This is a genomic window from Microvirga makkahensis (assembly GCF_009830105.1).
GTDB lineage: Bacteria > Pseudomonadota > Alphaproteobacteria > Rhizobiales > Beijerinckiaceae > Microvirga > Microvirga makkahensis.
Genome location: NZ_WURB01000002.1, coordinates 203,300 through 219,402 on the forward strand (window position 1 = coordinate 203,300; position 16,103 = coordinate 219,402).

General features: G+C 63.6%; 15 protein-coding genes. 5 read left to right on the forward strand and 10 right to left on the reverse strand.

Going from position 1 to position 16,103, the window contains the following annotated elements:
* Window positions 1-112 precede the first annotated feature (112 nt).
* The 7 genes from GR328_RS03885 to GR328_RS03910 all read right to left on the reverse strand — a co-directional run bounded on the left by GR328_RS03885 (window position 113) and on the right by GR328_RS03910 (window position 5,861).
* Window positions 113-1,612, reverse strand: a complete 1,500-nt coding sequence (locus GR328_RS03885) for a tripartite tricarboxylate transporter permease (RefSeq protein WP_160883208.1) — start codon at window positions 1,610-1,612, stop codon at window positions 113-115.
* Between the two features lie 13 nt (window positions 1,613-1,625).
* Window positions 1,626-2,084 (reverse strand): tripartite tricarboxylate transporter TctB family protein, encoded by a 459-nt coding sequence (locus GR328_RS03890; protein ID WP_160883209.1) that lies wholly within the window; start codon window positions 2,082-2,084, stop codon window positions 1,626-1,628.
* 13 nt (window positions 2,085-2,097) lie between these two features.
* The gene (locus GR328_RS03895; protein WP_160883210.1) at window positions 2,098-3,072 is read right to left on the reverse strand and encodes a Bug family tripartite tricarboxylate transporter substrate binding protein; all 975 of its coding nucleotides are present in this window, start codon (window positions 3,070-3,072) and stop codon (window positions 2,098-2,100) included.
* Between the two features lie 137 nt (window positions 3,073-3,209).
* Window positions 3,210-3,413 carry a hypothetical protein gene (locus tag GR328_RS26810; protein WP_205789721.1) on the reverse strand — a complete coding sequence of 68 codons (204 nt, stop codon included), beginning with the start codon at window positions 3,411-3,413 and terminating at the stop codon, window positions 3,210-3,212.
* 44 nt (window positions 3,414-3,457) lie between these two features.
* Entirely contained in the window at window positions 3,458-4,246 is a 789-nt protein-coding gene (locus GR328_RS03900) for an SDR family NAD(P)-dependent oxidoreductase (protein ID WP_160883211.1), read from the reverse strand.
* Between the two features lie 40 nt (window positions 4,247-4,286).
* Window positions 4,287-5,063 (reverse strand): SDR family oxidoreductase, encoded by a 777-nt coding sequence (locus tag GR328_RS03905; RefSeq protein WP_160883212.1) that lies wholly within the window; start codon window positions 5,061-5,063, stop codon window positions 4,287-4,289.
* Window positions 5,064-5,144: 81 nt separating this feature from the next.
* Window positions 5,145-5,861, reverse strand: coding sequence for a GntR family transcriptional regulator (locus tag GR328_RS03910; RefSeq protein ID WP_246215667.1), 717 nt, complete (start codon window positions 5,859-5,861; stop codon window positions 5,145-5,147).
* A gap of 83 nt (window positions 5,862-5,944) precedes the next feature.
* On the opposite strand from GR328_RS03910, the gene GR328_RS03915 reads away from it, so the two are divergent.
* The 5 genes from GR328_RS03915 to kce all read left to right on the forward strand — a co-directional run bounded on the left by GR328_RS03915 (window position 5,945) and on the right by kce (window position 12,621).
* On the forward strand, window positions 5,945-7,195 hold the full coding sequence (locus GR328_RS03915; RefSeq protein ID WP_160883214.1) for a substrate-binding domain-containing protein: 1,251 nt from the start codon (window positions 5,945-5,947) through the stop codon (window positions 7,193-7,195).
* A 128-nt stretch (window positions 7,196-7,323) separates the two neighbouring features.
* A complete protein-coding gene (locus tag GR328_RS03920) occupies window positions 7,324-8,199 on the forward strand; it encodes a branched-chain amino acid ABC transporter permease (protein WP_160883215.1) in 876 nt (291 codons plus the stop codon).
* A 4-nt stretch (window positions 8,200-8,203) separates the two neighbouring features.
* Window positions 8,204-10,720: a branched-chain amino acid ABC transporter ATP-binding protein/permease gene (locus tag GR328_RS03925; protein WP_160883216.1), complete on the forward strand. Its 2,517-nt coding sequence runs from the start codon at window positions 8,204-8,206 to the stop codon at window positions 10,718-10,720.
* Window positions 10,721-10,740: 20 nt separating this feature from the next.
* The gene (locus tag GR328_RS03930; protein WP_160883217.1) at window positions 10,741-11,673 is read left to right on the forward strand and encodes a 3-hydroxyacyl-CoA dehydrogenase; all 933 of its coding nucleotides are present in this window, start codon (window positions 10,741-10,743) and stop codon (window positions 11,671-11,673) included.
* 21 nt (window positions 11,674-11,694) lie between these two features.
* Complete coding sequence (kce, locus tag GR328_RS03935; RefSeq protein WP_160883218.1) at window positions 11,695-12,621, forward strand: 3,5-dioxohexanoate:acetyl-CoA acetone transferase; 927 nt, start codon at window positions 11,695-11,697, stop codon at window positions 12,619-12,621.
* Between the two features lie 444 nt (window positions 12,622-13,065).
* Here kce and GR328_RS03940 read toward each other — a convergent pair whose 3' ends face one another.
* The 3 genes from GR328_RS03940 to GR328_RS03950 are packed head-to-tail and all read right to left on the reverse strand — an operon-like array spanning window position 13,066 to window position 16,099.
* Window positions 13,066-14,379: an aspartate aminotransferase family protein gene (locus GR328_RS03940; protein ID WP_160883219.1), complete on the reverse strand. Its 1,314-nt coding sequence runs from the start codon at window positions 14,377-14,379 to the stop codon at window positions 13,066-13,068.
* Between the two features lie 26 nt (window positions 14,380-14,405).
* A complete protein-coding gene (locus GR328_RS03945) occupies window positions 14,406-15,074 on the reverse strand; it encodes a cysteine hydrolase family protein (RefSeq protein WP_160883220.1) in 669 nt (222 codons plus the stop codon).
* A complete protein-coding gene (locus tag GR328_RS03950; protein WP_160883221.1) occupies window positions 15,071-16,099 on the reverse strand; it encodes a branched-chain amino acid ABC transporter permease in 1,029 nt (342 codons plus the stop codon). Before GR328_RS03950 ends, GR328_RS03945 begins: the two co-directional genes overlap by 4 nt.
* Window positions 16,100-16,103: the final 4 nt, after the last annotated feature.

Below are 16,103 nucleotides of genomic sequence, written 5' to 3' on the forward strand. Positions count from 1 at the left end.
CGAGCCGTCCACCCGTTCAGCCCCCTGGTTGCCGGAACGGCCCTGCAACCCCATCAAGGTGATCATCAGGGCATCCGTCTGCATCCATGGATCCCGGTTCGGGACAGGCCTTTCAGCCCTGTCTCGGCGCCGCAGCCTTTCTGGAGCGCAGCGCCATGAGCAGCACGGGTACGAGCCAGACGAGCAGAGTAGCGACGCCGAGCGCGCCGGCGATCGGCCGCTCGAAGAATGCAAGATAGCTGCCGTCCGACTTGATCATGGAAGTCACGAAGTTCTCCTCGAGCGTCGGCCCGAGCACGATGCCGAGGATGCAGGGTGCGACGGGAATGTCGTTCTCTTCCATCAGGAACCCGAGCACGCCGAACACCAGCATCACGGCCACGCCGAAAGCGGAGTTGTTGACGGCGAAGGCGCCCACGATGCAGAACATGAGAATGCACGGCATCAGGATCTCGCGCGGAATGCGCAGGATGGTTCGGGCGCCCTTGATGGCGGCCCAGCCCAGGGGCAGCATCACCAGATTGGCCAGGATGAAGATGATGAAGACCGCATAGATGTATTGCGGATTGTTCAGAAAGATCATCGGGCCCGGGTTCATGTTTTTCAGGTAGAGCACGCCGATCACGATGGCCGTGATGCTGTCGCCAGGGATGCCGAAGACCAGCGCAGGGACCCAGGCGCCGGCGAGCGCCGCATTGTTCGACGACGTGCTTTCGATGATCCCCTCCACGTGCCCCTTTCCGTACTTCTCGGGAGTGCGGGACATCTTCTTGCTGATCGCGTAACTGACCCAGGCCGCGATGTCGGCGCCGGCTCCCGGAAGCGCTCCGATGATCGTGCCCAGTACGTTCCCGCGCAGCTGCTGCGGCCAGTACTGAACCATCATCCGCCCCCAGCCTCGGAAGAGATTGCCCATGACCGCCTGCGGCCCGGCCTGAACGCTGTGGGAGATGGCGAACCGGAAGACCTCGGACACGGCGAAGAGGCCGATCATCGCCGCGATGAAGTTCACGCCTCCGGTGAGTTCGGTGCTGCCGAAGGTGAAGCGGGGCACCCCGGCCGGATTGTTCAGCCCGATGGTCGCGACGAACAGGCCGATGAACAGGCTCACGAGACCTTTTACAGGCGATCCTGTTCCGATGAAGACCGCACAGGTCAGCCCGAGCAATGCCAGCCAGAAATACTCGAAGGAGCTGAACTGCAAGGCGACCTCGGCAAGGACGGGGGCCGCCAGGATCAGCACGACCGTTCCGAACAATCCGCCGATGACCGAAAAGAGCAGATTCGCGCCGAGCGCGATCTCCCCCTCGCCGTTGCGGGTCATCATGTAAGCTTCGTCCGAATATGCCGCAGATGCCGGAGTTCCCGGAATGCGCAGGAGCGTTCCGGGAATGTCGCCGGCGAAAATGGCCATGGCGGAGCAGGTCACCATGGCTCCCACGGCCGGAACCGGATCCATGAAAAAGGTCACCGGAACCAGGAGCGCGATCGCCATCGTGGCGGTCAGGCCCGGGATCGCGCCGACCACGAGGCCGAACAGGGCCGCGAGAAAAATGGTCACCAGCACCGTCGGCTGGAATACGAGCCCGAGAGCTGTCTGGATGGCACTCATGTCGTCATCCGGATCAGGGCCCAAGCAGGCCGAGTGGGAGGGGGACGCGCAGCAATCCCGCGAAGGTCTGCTGAATCAGGATCGTCGCGGCGAACGCCACTGCCGCGGCGATCCACCACCGGACGCCCATCATCAGCAGGAACACCAGCAGGATGACGATCGACATCGGCACGAAACCGAGTATCGGCGCGGCCAGGATATAGGCCAGGACCAGGGCGATGACGACGGCGAGCCTCACCCAGGCGTGGTGGGTGCGAGCCCAGTCGTTCCAGGCCACGGCGCCCTGCCAGCGCCGACGGCCCGAGGCGATCATCACGACGCCGCAGCCCGCGAGGCCCGTAGCGATGAGCATCGGGAAGACGGCCGCGCCGTATTCCTGTCCCGGAATGGCCGGAAGTGTCCTCGCATAGGCGAACATCGCGATTGCGAAGGCGAGGAGCACCGCTCCGGTGACGGCATCGTTGATGCGCATCGAAGTCGGCCGGCTACTTCGCCAACCCGACCTTTTTCATGACCGCTCCGAGATCCTCGTCGCTCTTCTTCCAGAACGCGAGGAACTCCTCACCGGCCGCGAACTTCATGCCGAAGCCCCGCTGGTTCATGAAATCGTTGTACTCCTTGCTCTTGTAGATCTTGTCCAGGGCCTCGGCGAGCCGCTTCGTGACGTCCGCAGGCATGTCCTTCGGCCCGACGATGCCGCGCCAGGCACCGATTTCCCACTGGCTGCCGGTCTGCTCCGCAAGCGTGGGGACGTTCGGAAACGCCGGATTGCGCTCGGGGTTCATGATGGCGATGCTCTTCACGCGACCGGCATCGATGAGGGATCGAGCCTCGGGGAGCGAGCAGGGAACGACCTCGACGCCGCCGGCGACGAGATCCTGAAGGCCGGGCGCGGCGCCCTGGCTCGGCACCCAGCGGACAGTGCTGGGATCGATCGCGAGGCTGTCGAGCATGCCGGCGATCGCGAGGTGCCATATGCCGCCCTGCCCTGTTCCCGACGCCTTGAACTTGCCCGGGTTCTTCTTGATGTCGTCCAGAAGCTCGTTCACGGTCTTGTAAGGGGCGTCGGCGCGCACCTGGACGCCCGCCGGATCGAGATTCATCAGGGCAATGGGCGTGTAATCCTTGTAGTCGCGCTGGGTGAGGCCCTGCCAATGCAACATGCCGATCTCGACAGTCGCGAGCCCGAGGGTGTAGCCGTCCGGCGTCGCCGCCGCGATCGCCTCATGCCCCACGACGCCGCTGCCCCCGGTTCTGTTGACGACGTTGACCGGCTGCCCGAGCTCCTTCTCGAGCAGGGAGCCGATGATGCGCGCGGTCGCATCGGTGCCGCCGCCGGCGGCCCACGGCACGATGATGGTGATCGGTCGCTCGGGATAGGCGGCCCAAGCATATCCGAAAGCCGAGACCAGCGAGATGGTGGCAACGGCCAGTGTCTTCAGGAAACCACGACGCAGCATTCTTTCCTCCCGATGCGCCAGCTCCTCGTTCACCTGGAGCCGGTCTTGGCTTTAGGTTGAGTCACGAAAAGATTATTGGCCAGCTCTCCCTATTTTCCACTCCAAGATTGCGTGATGCCCTGTGATATCGCTTGCGATCATCCAAGCGGATGAACAGTGCGCCTCGAACAGCCCGAACCGAAGACGATGTGAGCGGCGATGTTCAGTGCCCCTATCCGGCCGGGATCGGTCGCCTGGACGCGGCGATGCGGTCCCGTAGCGAGCTGGAGCTGAGCCCAAGGATCGAGCAGTGCTGTCACGCCAACGCCGCTGAGAGCCTTGCGATGGAGTAAATCGATCATCGGTCCAGGTCCCTTCCCGCCATCCTCTCGAACACGGAGTGCCCCTAAGGCATGTATTGGCCGCCATTCACCTCCATCACCTGCCCCGTGACGTAGCCGCTGAGCCGGTCCGAGGCGAGATAGAGAAAGGCCCCGACACAATCCTCCGGCGTGCCAAGGCGGTCCATGGGAATGGTAACCTGCATGGCGGCAAGCTGCTCAGGCGTCGAATAGCGCTCGTGGAACGGTGTCATGATGACGCCGGGCGAGACGGCGTTGACCCGGATGCCGTCCTTGACCAATTCCTTGGCCCAGCCACGCGTGGCGACGGAGATGAACCCCTTGGCCGCGGCGTAGATGACGGAGCCGGGCCCGCCACCGTGGCGTGCGGCGATCGACGATACATTGATGATGCAGCCGCCGCCCTGCGCCCGCATGTGGGAAACGCCCTCGCGAACGAAGCGCACGACCTGCTCGACGTTCAGGGCGAGCACGGCATCCACATACTCGTCCGTGTAATCCTTGATCGTCGTCCGCTTGACGAGGCCTCCGGCGTTGTTGACGAGAACATCGAGCCGACCGAAATGCCCCACGGTCTCGGCCACGATATGCGCCGCCGCCTCGGGCTCGGTCACGTCCGCTCGAACCAGGAACGCCTCTCCGCCAACGGCCCGCACCTCGTCGGCAACCTGCCGCGCCGGCTCCTCGCTGGCGTTGTAGTGGATCGCCACCCGCGCCTTGTTGTGTCCGAAGGCCAGTGCGGCCGCTGCTCCGATCCCGGTGCTCGCACCGGTGATGAGAATGACCTTTCCGGCAAGGTCGGGGATGGTGGCGTAGGTGTTGGAAGAGGTCATGGCTTGAGTTCCGGCGCGAGCGTTGAAAGGGTGCTGTTTCTCAGAAAAGAGCCTGGAGATCGGCATCGACGGCAATGGCCTGCCCTGAGATCGTCCGGCCCAGCGGCGAGCACAGGAAGATGATCTGGTCGGCAAGCTGCTGCGCGGTTACGTATTCCTTCAGGGACGTGTTCGCGAGCGCCCGGCGCTGCATCTCCTCGAACGACACGCCGAGCTGCTGGGCTTTGGCTTCGAGCACCCGGCGCTGGCGGTCGCCGGCGACGATTCCGGGTAGAACGGCGTTCACGCGGATGCCGTCCTCGCCGAGCTCCCGTGAGAGCGATTTCGTGAACCCGATCACGGCCCATTTGGCGGCGGCGTAAGGCGAGCGCAGGGGAAAGCCGAACCGGCCCGCAGCGGAGGACAGATTCACGATCGAGGCATTCTGGCTTTTCCTCAGGTGAGGCACGGCCAGGCGCGTGCAGTTGAACTGGCCGGTGATGCAGACCTCCAGACAGCGGTCCCAATCCTCGGGGTTGATCTCCTCGACCCGTGCCGTCGGCCCTGCGATGCCGGCATTGTTGACGAGAACGTCCAGCCCCCCGAGAGCCCGCAGGGCTTCCTCGAAGACCCGGGCGACATCGCCGCGATCCGCCACATCGCCGAAAGAGGAGGTCAGAGCCGGGTCGGACGTAGCCGCCGCCTCAAGAGCGGCACGGTCGACGTCGCAAACATGCACACGCGCCCCCTCACGGTGGAAAGTACGGGCAATCTCAAGTCCGATACCTGCGGCTCCGGCCGTCACCAGAACACGCAGCCCAGCGATGTTGAGGTCCATCGTCGTCGTCTCCCTCCCTGAGCCGGGCGCCTTGCTTGCAGCGCGGGCTCTTCTAGTGTTGTCCCAGGGGCCGGCAGGGGCCTATTCCAGCAGACGCCCGGTGCTCTCGATGAAGCCGGCGGCGCCCTCGATATCGGCGACGAGTGCCTTGCGTGCGGCGGCCGCATCGCCGGCATTCACCGCCGCCACGAGGCTGCGATGATGCTCGGCTGCGCCGCCCGTACGCAGACGCTCGGCAGAAGCCTTGAGGTCGAAATTCAGAACGGGCCCGATCTTCAGCCAGAGACCCTCGATGATTCCCACCAGCGTCGGCAGGCCCGTCGCCCGGTAGACGGCGAAGTGGAGCTCCTTGTTCGCCCGGACGGCCCTGTCCGCGTCAGGTTCCGGACTCCGGGCCTCGGCGAGGAACGCCTCTTCGAAGTGCCTTATGGCAGCGAGATCGGATTCCGCGCGGCTCCTGGCCGCCTGCTCCGCCGCGAAGCCCTCGACCGCGAGCCTCACGGCCGTCAGCTCCCGAAAGCGGGCGCAGGTCATCAGCGGGACGCGCACGGCACGGTTCGGGAGCACCTCCAAGGACTGGTCTGCCACGAGCCGCGCCACCGCCTCCCGCACCGGCATCATCGACACGCCGAGGGTTTCGGCGACGCTGCGCAGGGACATCTTCTGCCCGGGAGCAAGCTCGCCGCTCATCAGAAGGTCACGCAGCTTGGTATGGACGCGTTCGCCCAGCGTGACGCGCTCCAGGCGGTCGATCTGCGCGACGGCCGACGGGGTCTTGGTGGGGTTGGGGCTCGACAAGTTGCACATTTTCCGACAGTCTAACTGTGATCACAGATCGCGGCAAGTAACTGCGACACCATCATGGGAGGAAGGAAACGGCCATGGCACATTCTGATGACTTGACCCGACGTACGCTCCTGAAGGGAGCGGCCAGCGCGACCGCGCTCGCAGGACTCGGGATGCCTGCGATCGTCAAGGCGCAATCCGACGTGATCCGGATCGGGCACCTCACGCCCATTACCGGCTTTCTGGGACCACTCGGCGAGTTCGCACAGATGGGCGTGAAGCTCGCCGCCGAGGAGATTAATGCTGCCGGAGGCGTTCTAGGCCGCAAGATCGAACTCGTGATCGAGGATTCCGTAAACCCGCAGACGGCCTCGGCCAAGGCTGAGCGCCTGATCGAGCGCGACAAGGTCGCAATGATCATCGGCGAAATTTCATCCGCCTCGGCCCTCGCAATCGGTCAGGTGGCCAACCGGACCAGGACGGTGTTCATCAATACCGGCGCCAATTCCGACGCCCTGCGCGGGGCCAGCTGCAATCCCTACATGTTCCACATCGAGGCCGCGAACTCGATGATGGTCACGGCGGTCGGCACGTACCTGAAGAACGAGAACATGATCAAGGGGAAGAAGTGGTACTCCCTCACGGCCGATTACGCGTTCGGCCACGATCTCTTCCGGGTCGCCAAGAAGTTCGTGTCGGAGAACGGCGGCGAATTCACCGGCGAGGAGCTTGTTCCTACCGACGCCACCGACTTCAGCCCCTATCTCCTCAAGATCCGGCAGGCCCAGCCCGACATCGTCGCCTCGAATCTGGCCGGAAACCAGATCACGAACTTCATCAAGCAGTATGCCGAGTACGGGCTCCAATTCCCGATCACCGGTTTCGGCTTCGACACGGCGGTGGCCTGGGGCGCGGGCAAGGGCAACTTCTCGGGCATATGGCCGCTGATCTGGCATCACATGGTCGACACGCCGTCATCCAAGAGGTTCGTCGAGGCTTTCACAAAGACGTACGGAAAACCGCCGGAGAACCAGTGCTGGGGCGACTACAATTCCCTCAAGATCGTCGCGCAGTCCTTCACCGAGATGAAGTCCGCAGATCCTCAGAAGCTCGCCGAGCACCTGCGCAAAGGCGCGAAATTCGACATTCTGAAAGGCCGCGAGGGCTATTTCCGCGCCTACGATAACCAGATGGTTCAGGAGATGTATGCTGTCCGCGCCAAGGATCCGGACAAGATGAAGGACCAATGGGACATTTATGAACCGCTGGGTTCCGTCCCCGGCCCGAATGACGACCTCGAGACGTTGGCGCCGCCGAAGGACGGCACCTGCAAGATGCAGGCGTGACACGACAAGAGTCGGCCCGGCCGGAACGGCTGAACGCCGTTCCGGCCGGGCGGTGACGGCATTCTGTTTTCCCTCGGCTCGGGTTCCTCGCGGGAGGACGCCTCCTATGACTGGACAAGGAGTCTCGCTTGGCGTTCGTCTTTCTTCTTGAGCAGGTGCTGAACGGCCTTCTGGTGGGCGCCTATTACCTGCTGATCGCCCTCGGCCTGTCCCTGATCTTTTCGCTCGGCGGAATCGTGAACCTGTCCCACGGCGCCTTCTATGCGATCGGCGCGTATCTCGCCGTCACGTTGGCACCCAGGATCGGCTTTGCAGGCGCCTTCGTCGCATCCCCTGTGCTCGTCGCGCTTTTAGGCGTCCTGATCGAGCGCCTGCTGTTTCGAAGGTTCTACCGCTCCGATCCGATTCTCAGCCTGCTTCTGACCTTCGGCCTGGCGATGATCATCGAGCAGAGCCTGCGGATGATCTTCGGTGCGGCCCCCCAACCCTTCTCCATCCCCTCAGCCCTGCGGGGGCAGGTCTTTCTCGGCAACTTCATCTATCCGCGCTATCGCCTCATCATCTTCGGCGTGGCGCTCGCGGCCGTCACCGCGACTTGGTTCCTGGTTTATCGCACCGCCTTCGGCCGCGTGGTCCGGGCCGGGGTGCAAGACCCGGACATGGTCGGAGCGCTCGGCATCTCGCTGCAGCCGTACATGACGGCCGTCGCCGCGCTCGGCATCGGCCTAGCGGGCCTTGCCGGTGTCCTGCTGGCCCCGATCTCGGGGGTGCATCCCGCCATGGGCGCAGAGATCCTCACGGCCGCCTTCGTCGTGGTCGTCATCGGTGGGCTGGGTTCATTCTGGGGCGTGATCGCCGCCGCAGCGCTCGTGGGCGTGGTGCGCGGCCTCACGATCTATTTCTTCCCACCTGCCGGCGAGGCCTCGATGTACCTCCTGATGGCCCTCGTGCTGCTTCTGCGTCCGCGCGGGTTGCTCGGCGAACGCATCCAGAGATTCGAGTAGGTCGATGCGCACGAGTTATTTACCTCTCCTCATCGCGGCGGCAGCGCTCATTCTGCTCCCCTTCGCTCTCGATCCCGTCGGCCTGCCGCTTCGCTCGTCGATCGACGTGGTGGTGTTCGCCATCGCCTGCCTCGGCCTGAACGTCCTCGTCGGCTACACGGGCCTCGTCTCCTTCGGGCATGGCGTCTGGTTCGGGCTCGGGGCTTACGCGGCGGCCTTGAGCCAGCTTCACTGGTTCCCGGACGGCATCGTTCTTCCGGCTCTCTTCGCCGTGGTCTTCATTGCGGGTGCGTCATCTCTCATAGGCGCGCTCATCCTGCGGCGTCGCGGCGTCTACTTTTCCCTGCTGACCCTGGCATTGGCGGCCATGCTCTTCGCCGTCGCCTATCGATGGACCGCGCTGACAGGCGGGGAGAGCGGGCTCGGCGGCGTCGTCCGAACCCGGGCGCTTGGTCTCGATCTGAGCTCGGACTGGACCTATTATGGATTCGTGGCGACGGTGGCGTTTGCCGTCTGCTTCGCCCTGCTGCGCTTTCACAACTCTCCCGCCGGCAGCGTGCTGGTGGCGATCCGCGAAAACGAGCAGCGCGCCCGCTTTCTCGGCTATCCGACCAACCGCTACAAGCTTCTCGGGTTCGTGGTGTCCGCCACTGTCGTGGGAATCGCGGGCGTTCTCTCGGTTTTCAATCATCGCTTTGCCTCCGCCGAGCCCCTCTCCGTCGCGTTCTCGGGCGAGCTGATCGCGATGGTCGTGATCGGAGGAATGCGCAGTTTCCTGGGGCCGGCCCTGGGGGCTCTTTTCTACATCCTGTTCCGGGAGTTCCTGTCGATCTGGACTCCGCACTGGCTCCTCTATTTCGGCATCCTCTTCGTCGGGTTCATTGTCCTCTCGCCGACGGGACTGGTCGGGGTCGCACAGCGGATCTCGGCGCCGTTCCGGGCCAAGATGACGGAAGAGGCCGCCATGGCGGGCCGCACCCTGACCGAGGAGCCCCTGCCGCCCTTTCTCAAGCCCGCTGCCCATGTGGACGGCGTCATTCTCGAAGCGCGCGGCATGACGAAGAGCTTTGGCGCGCTCAGGGCCGTCCAGTCGGTCGATATCGCCGTACGCGACCGCAGCCTCCATGCGCTGATTGGACCGAACGGCGCCGGAAAGACTACCGCCTTCAATCTGATATCGGGATACTTCACGCCCGATGAAGGCGACGTCCTCCTTCAGGGTCGCTCGATCGTCGGGCTCTCTCCTGAAGCGATCACGCAGGCAGGAATCGGACGCTCGTTCCAGATCACGAATCTCTTCCCTGCCCTGACGGTCGAAGAGAATGTCCGCCTCGCCGTGCAGGCCCGTCACCCGCAACGCTTCGATCCGTGGACGGCTGCGCGATCAATCAAGCAGATCGAAGCCGAAACCTCGGCTGTCATCCGCTATCTCGGCGTGGCCGGCATTGAGAAGGCCGAGGCAGGCGCCCTCTCGTATGGCGGGCAGCGCCTTCTGGATATGGGCTTGGCGCTTGCCACGAAACCGAGGGTGCTGCTGCTCGACGAGCCGCTCGCCGGTCTGGCCGCCGCCGAACGTCAGCGCATCGGCGATATCATCAAACGCATCTCCGCGGACGTTCCGATGTTGCTCGTCGAGCACGATATCGACCGCGTGTTCCAGATCGCGGATGCCGTCACGGTGATGAATGCGGGCCAGGTGCTGGTGGACGGGACGGTGGAGGATGCACGCTCCAGCCCGAAAGTGCAGGAGATCTACATCGGCTCCGGCGCTGCCACTGTTGCAGCGAAATCCCGGCAGAGCGCCGCCGAGGCGGCGACCGTGCTCGTGTCGGAGAAGGTCAACACGTTCTACGGCAAAAGCCATGTCCTGGCGGACGTGTCCTTCGATGTGCGCCAGCATGAGATCGTCGCTCTTCTGGGCCGCAACGGCGCGGGCAAGTCGACCCTGCTCAAGACCCTGATCGGCATTGCGCCGCCCGGTTCGGGTTCGATCAGGCTCGACGGTCAGGAGATCGCCGGGCGCCCCTCCTCCGAGATCGCGCGTCTGGGAATCGGCTACGTGCCGCAGGGACGTGGGCTTTTCGCCGGAATGACCGTGGCCCAGAATCTCGAGCTCGGGCGACTCAAGCGCGAGACCGGCCATGGCGTCCGGTGGGATCTGGATCGGATCTTCGAGTACTTCCCGCGCATCCGGGAGAGACTAGACACCCCGGCGGATTTTCTCTCCGGTGGCGAGCAGCAGATGGTGGCGGTTGCACGCGCCCTCTCGGGCGACGTGAAGGTATTGCTCCTCGACGAGCCCTTCGAAGGTCTTGCCCCGGCTATCGTCGAGCAGCTCTTCGAGAGCTTCGATAGACTCCGGCACGAGATTTCGATCATCATCGTCGACCATCATCTCGACCTCGCGCTCGCCCTGTCCGACCGGACGGTCGCGCTCGAGCGCGGGCGGGTGATTCATACGGGTCCATCGAAGGACCTGCGGGACGATCTTGCGCTACGCCGCAAGGTCCTGTGGCTGTGAGACTTGAGGGAGATGACGGCATGCCGAGTGCTGCGATCATTGGTGCGGGGCTGATCGGCCGGTCCTGGGCGATCGTCTTTGCGCGAGCCGGATGGAATGTGCGCATCACGGACCCGAGCCCCGAGACGCTCGCGAGGGCGCCAGGCCTCATCCGCGAAGGGCTGGAGGAGCTTGCAAGGCATGGCCTCGTCGCCGACCCTGAAGACGCAGCCGGGCGCGCCCTCGCCGTGCCGTCCCTGGCCAAGGCCGTGCACGGGGCAGACCTCGTTCAGGAGAACGGCCCAGAGATCGTCGAGACCAAACGGCTCATCTTCGCGGAACTCGACCGCCTCGCGCCCTCGGACTGCATTCTCGCCTCGTCGACTTCGGCGATCGTCGCGTCCCGCTTCACCGAAGGGCTGCCAGGCCGCGCCCGCTGCCTCGTGGCGCACCCGGTCAATCCCCCTCACCTCGTGCCGCTCGTCGAACTCTGCGGGGCACCCTGGACGGCACCCGAGACGATCGCCCGCGCCCGAGCGATTTATGACAGCGTCGAGCAGGTGCCCATCGTCGTCAACCGCGAAGTCGAGGGCTTCGTCCTCAACCGACTCCAGGGCGCCCTTCTGGCAGAGGCGTTCCGGCTCGTCGGCGAAGGTGTGGTGAGCCCGCAGGATCTCGACAAAACCCTGAAGGACGGTCTCGGCCTGCGCTGGTCCTTCCTCGGCCCCTTCGAGACCATCGAACTCAACGCGCCCGGCGGCATCGCCGATTATTGCGGCCGCTATACCGGATTCTACCGCCGCCTGTCCGAGGATCCCGCGGGGCCGCATGTCTGGGACAGGGAGAATGTGAGCCGCATTCTGGAGGCCTGGGGCGGAGCACCGGGCCCCGATGAGCTCGCACAGCGCTCGGCTTGGCGGGACAGGCGCCTGGCAGCCCTGAAGGCCCACAAGCAGTCGCAACCGGATCAGTGATCTCCCGAGAAGGAAAAGTCCATGGCCCGCAAAGTCATCATAACATGTGCCGTGACCGGCGCGATCCATACGCCATCCATGTCCCCTCACCTGCCGATCACCCCTGAGGAGATCGCTGAAGCCGCCATCGGCGCGGCCGAGGCCGGTGCCGCGATCGTGCACCTGCACGCGCGCGACCCGAGGAACGGCAAACCCGATCAGTCGCCGGAGGCCTTCGCCCCTTTCCTCCAGGTGGTGAAGCAACGCAGCAACTGCGTCATCAACATCACCACAGGCGGCGCGCCGACCATGCTGGTGGAGGAAAGAGTGCGCCCGGCAGCCTATTACAAACCCGAGGTCGCTTCCCTCAACATGGGTTCGATGAATTTCGGACTTTATCCGATGCTCAACCGGTTCAAGGAGTTCAAGCACGATTGGGAGGAATCGTATCTCGAAGGATCCCGTGACAGGATCTTCCGCAATACGTTCTCCGATATCGAATACATCCTGACGACCTGTGCCGAGAACGGCACCCGTTTCGAGATCGAATGCTACGATATCGGCCACCTCTACACTCTCGCCCATTTCGTGGACCGTGGCCTCATCAAGCCGCCCCTCTTCGTGCAAAGCGTCTTCGGTCTTCTGGGAGGCATCGGTCCTCATCCCGAGGATGTGGCTCACATGAAGCGCACGGCCGACAGGCTGTTCGGGAGTGAGTACCAGTGGTCGGTGCTGGGTGCGGGCAAGAACCAGCTCCCCATTGCGGCCCAAGCGGCGGCCATGGGAGGCAATGTCCGCGTCGGTCTGGAGGACTCGCTCTGGATCGGCCCGGGCAGGCTTGCGAAATCCAATGCACAACAGGTGCAGATGGCGCGCCAGATCATTGAGGGGTTGGGTCTGGAGATCGCGACCCCCGACGACGCGCGCAACATGCTGTCGCTCAAGGGAGGCGATCGCGTCAATTTCTGACGATCGAGACCGGCCGGTTTTCGGCCCCCATCGCCGTTCTCTCGGGCATTGCACCCTCCAGCAGAGTAATGACGAGGCGATAGCATGCGCTTGACGAAAGGCTTCATGTAAGCCGGCCGGATCAGACGTATGGAATGGCCGAGCCCGCCGATCTCTCACGCCTGAAGTGAGCGGTGCTGCAGGCCTCCATTGCCACGGTGCACGGCGGTTGGACGGCGACGAGCGAGAACCTGATGCTGTCGCAGCTCTCTGTTGGACAGGACCTCACCGGATGCTTCGGCAGCGTGGGCCCGGAACACGCACTTCATCAGATCCAAGCCGATTGTGCGACTTCTTCCATGGACGCCTCCCTCAAGTGATATTCAACACCTCCACTGTGGCACGCCAAGGCCGTGGGGAGAGCGCACCCATCAGAGCCCGAAAACGTCGATCCGGACTCAGCCTTTACCAGCCAGCGAACCGAGCCACCGACCCATCATCAACCCTGCCTGCGGTAACGTCCCTCAGAGCCTGATCCAGGATCTCCACAGCCCTGGTTGCCTCGTCGTGCGTGAGGGGGAGAGATGGCGTCAACTCGAGCACATTGGAATTGACACCAACATAGTAGAGAACAAGGCCAAGCTCGAAGGCTCGGTATGCAACCTTCGCGGTCTGATGCTTGGCAGGCGTCTTCGTGGCCTGATCGCTCACAAGTTCGACCCCGATCGCCAATCCCTCCCCTCTCACGTCTCCAATCAGCGAATGCCGCTTTTTGAGGTCGGCGAGCAGGTTCTTGAGGTGCTTCCCGACGGCGGCAGCGTGATCTACAAGTCCTTGCTCTCTGATGGTATCGAGTACGGCTACGGCGGCAGATGCACAGACCGGATTGCCATGCACGGTCTGGAAGGAGAAAGCGGCGCGGTAATTCATAATCGGGGTTGGACCGACCACGGCCGATACCGGAAGGCCGCCGCCCAGTCCTTTCCCGAACACGACAATGTCAGGCTCAATGCCGAGATGCTGAAAGGCATGCATGCGGCCCGTCCGCCCGAGTCCCACCTTGACTTCGTCGGCCACGATGAGAATGCCGTGACGACGGCACAGAGCTTCGACCCGTTGGAAGAACTCCGGCGGCGGCACCACCATACCGCCGTCGGACTGGATCGCTTCCAGGAAGAGCGCCGCGACCTCCCCGGGCGGTAACGGACCTGCCAGCAGATCCTCCAGATGCCGGAGCGCGGCTGCCGCCGCGTGGCTCTCTCCACCATCGCGGTAGGCATTCGGATAAGGGATCAGTGTCAGGCCGGGGGCTCTCTGGACGCTTGTTTGCGCCGGATGCCCGGATATTGCCATCGATCCCACCGTGCCGCCATGGTAGGCGCCTTGGAAAGCGATGATCCTGGGTCGGCCCGTGGCCGCCACCACGGCGCGTGCCACGGTCTCGTTCGCGTCGGATCCGGAATGTCCGAGCCAGACCCGCCCGGCAGCCCGCCCGGGAACGATCGACAGCAAGCGTTCAGCCAATTCGATTGCCGGGATGTTTGCACCAGACAAGTAGCTCGCGCCTGCTTGGCTCGCGAGTGCTCGATCGACCGCAGCGCGCACCGCCGGGTGGGAGTGTCCGAGACTGGCCGCGCCCCAGGATGCCGAGAGGTCGAGCAGCCTTCCACCATGCTCGTCGATGAGATACGCGCCCTCGCCGCCGACAGCCGCCTGAGGGAAGAAGCGCAGGGACGCCATGCTGGAAAGGGCCCGCTGATCGCGTTCATAAAGGTTCATCGCAAGCAGTCCTCCTCGCAGACGGATCACTCGAAGAACCCGAGAAGCTCATCGTACTGCACGACATGACAGTAGATCATGTTGATGATCTCCAACTCGCGATGGTGCAGCTCCATTGTGGCAGCTGCACAGCAATCGTCGACCACGACGACGCCATAGCTCTCGTCCGCAAGGCTTCTGACCGTCGAAGACACGCACTGATCGGTGAAGATGCCTGCGACGATCACGTCCTTGATGCCCATATTGTGCAGGATCAGCCGCAGGTTCGTACCCGTGAGGGCACTATCGGTTGTCTTCAGCACCACGATCTCGTCTTCACGCGGTTCCAGTTCAGGCACGACCTGCGCATCCGGGCGGTCCTTCGGCAGCAGAAGATAGTTGAATCCTGGCTTCTTCTGACTGAGGGAACGATCCCGCCCGTCTGGTTTGAGGCACGCAATACGCGCGAAGATGACTTCGACGCCCCGCCTGCGGCACTCTTCGATCAACCGCGCGGTATTAGGAATCACGATATTTCGCATCCGCTCGTAGAAGGGACGCCAGCGCTCCGTCTCCTCTGGCGTGTCCTTGTTCTCCAGATATGTGTTCTGAATGTCGATGACCAGGAGAGCCGTCGTCAGGGGATTGAGCCGGATATCGGCGGGTTCCTCGGCATTGGCGTAGTAAAATGAGCGGTAAGCAGTTTTCCAATTCATGACACGTGTTTCCGTTTTGCAAACTTGCGAGCCAAAAGTGCACCAATCTCACGGGTCGGGAATAACCCGCCCGGGCGGAGGATGAGAACGGCGATCATTGCCAAAGCGAGAACAACTTCCGTTATGCCGATCACCTGCTCGCTGAAGATCCGCGCGCTGTTGAGAGCTCCCTCGATGGCCCGGAGCCCTTCAAAGGCGCCGGTCACGAGGAATGTGCCGATGACGGCGCCGGTCACCGTATTGGCTCCGCCGATGACAAGCATTCCAAGGATCACGAAGGTTTCGCGCAGGTAAAAGGCATTCGGCGAAAACGATGTGATGAAGTGGCCCCACAGCGCGCCGCCGATTCCCGCGACGAAGGCGGCAAGCACGAAGGACCGCCACCGGAGTTGCGCAGTATGAACGCCCAATGCACCTGCTGCGATCTCGTCGTCCCGGCTCGCCCGGAGCAATCGACCTGTGCGGGATTCCTTGAACGCAAGCGCCGTGATGACCGCCAGGATCGCGGCGATCGCTGCCATCGGGAGATCCGTCGCGCGGGGCACACCGAACAATGTACGTGGCCCATTGGTGACGTTACTCCAGTTGGTCATGATCGTATGCAGCACGACCAGGAGCGCGAATGACGTGATAACTGCCGCAGCATCAGAGAGTCTCATCAACGGATAGGACAGGACCGCCGCGACAGCCGCTGCCACGAGGCCGCCCACGACCATCGCGGCGTAGGGCGGCAGTTGGACGCCCTGCAGCACTGCATAGAGGTCCGGAAGGGCCATTCCCTTCATTTGCGCCGGGATCGTGAGGAGGGCAGAGGTGTAGGCGCCGACGCCCATGAATCCGATATGTGCAAACGACAGGATGCCAGAGTTGCCCATGAAGATCTGCAGCCCGAGAACGAGGACCAAGGAGATGCAGAGATTGGTCGCAATGCGGTCGAAGACACGGACGCCGAGTGCCTCCACACCTGCGACGAGGAGAAGAACGAGACCGGCGAGGATTGCGATGGTAAGAAGATGACGGAGCATAGCG

Bases quoted from the DNA above. Each gene is read 5' to 3' on its own strand.
- GR328_RS03945 (WP_160883220.1), bottom strand. From the start codon at position 15,074: ATGAATTGGAAAACTGCTTACCGCTCATTTTACTACGCCAATGCCGAG.
- GR328_RS03940 (WP_160883219.1), bottom strand. From the start codon at position 14,379: ATGAACCTTTATGAACGCGATCAGCGGGCCCTTTCCAGCATGGCGTCC.
- GR328_RS03885 (WP_160883208.1), bottom strand. From the start codon at position 1,612: ATGAGTGCCATCCAGACAGCTCTCGGGCTCGTATTCCAGCCGACGGTG.
- GR328_RS26810 (WP_205789721.1), bottom strand. From the start codon at position 3,413: ATGATCGATTTACTCCATCGCAAGGCTCTCAGCGGCGTTGGCGTGACA.
- GR328_RS03950 (WP_160883221.1), bottom strand. From the start codon at position 16,099: ATGCTCCGTCATCTTCTTACCATCGCAATCCTCGCCGGTCTCGTTCTT.
- kce (WP_160883218.1), top strand. From the start codon at position 11,695: ATGGCCCGCAAAGTCATCATAACATGTGCCGTGACCGGCGCGATCCAT.
- GR328_RS03900 (WP_160883211.1), bottom strand. From the start codon at position 4,246: ATGACCTCTTCCAACACCTACGCCACCATCCCCGACCTTGCCGGAAAG.
- GR328_RS03895 (WP_160883210.1), bottom strand. From the start codon at position 3,072: ATGCTGCGTCGTGGTTTCCTGAAGACACTGGCCGTTGCCACCATCTCG.
- GR328_RS03905 (WP_160883212.1), bottom strand. From the start codon at position 5,063: ATGGACCTCAACATCGCTGGGCTGCGTGTTCTGGTGACGGCCGGAGCC.
- GR328_RS03890 (WP_160883209.1), bottom strand. From the start codon at position 2,084: ATGCGCATCAACGATGCCGTCACCGGAGCGGTGCTCCTCGCCTTCGCA.
- GR328_RS03915 (WP_160883214.1), top strand. From the start codon at position 5,945: ATGGCACATTCTGATGACTTGACCCGACGTACGCTCCTGAAGGGAGCG.
- GR328_RS03930 (WP_160883217.1), top strand. From the start codon at position 10,741: ATGCCGAGTGCTGCGATCATTGGTGCGGGGCTGATCGGCCGGTCCTGG.
- GR328_RS03925 (WP_160883216.1), top strand. From the start codon at position 8,204: ATGCGCACGAGTTATTTACCTCTCCTCATCGCGGCGGCAGCGCTCATT.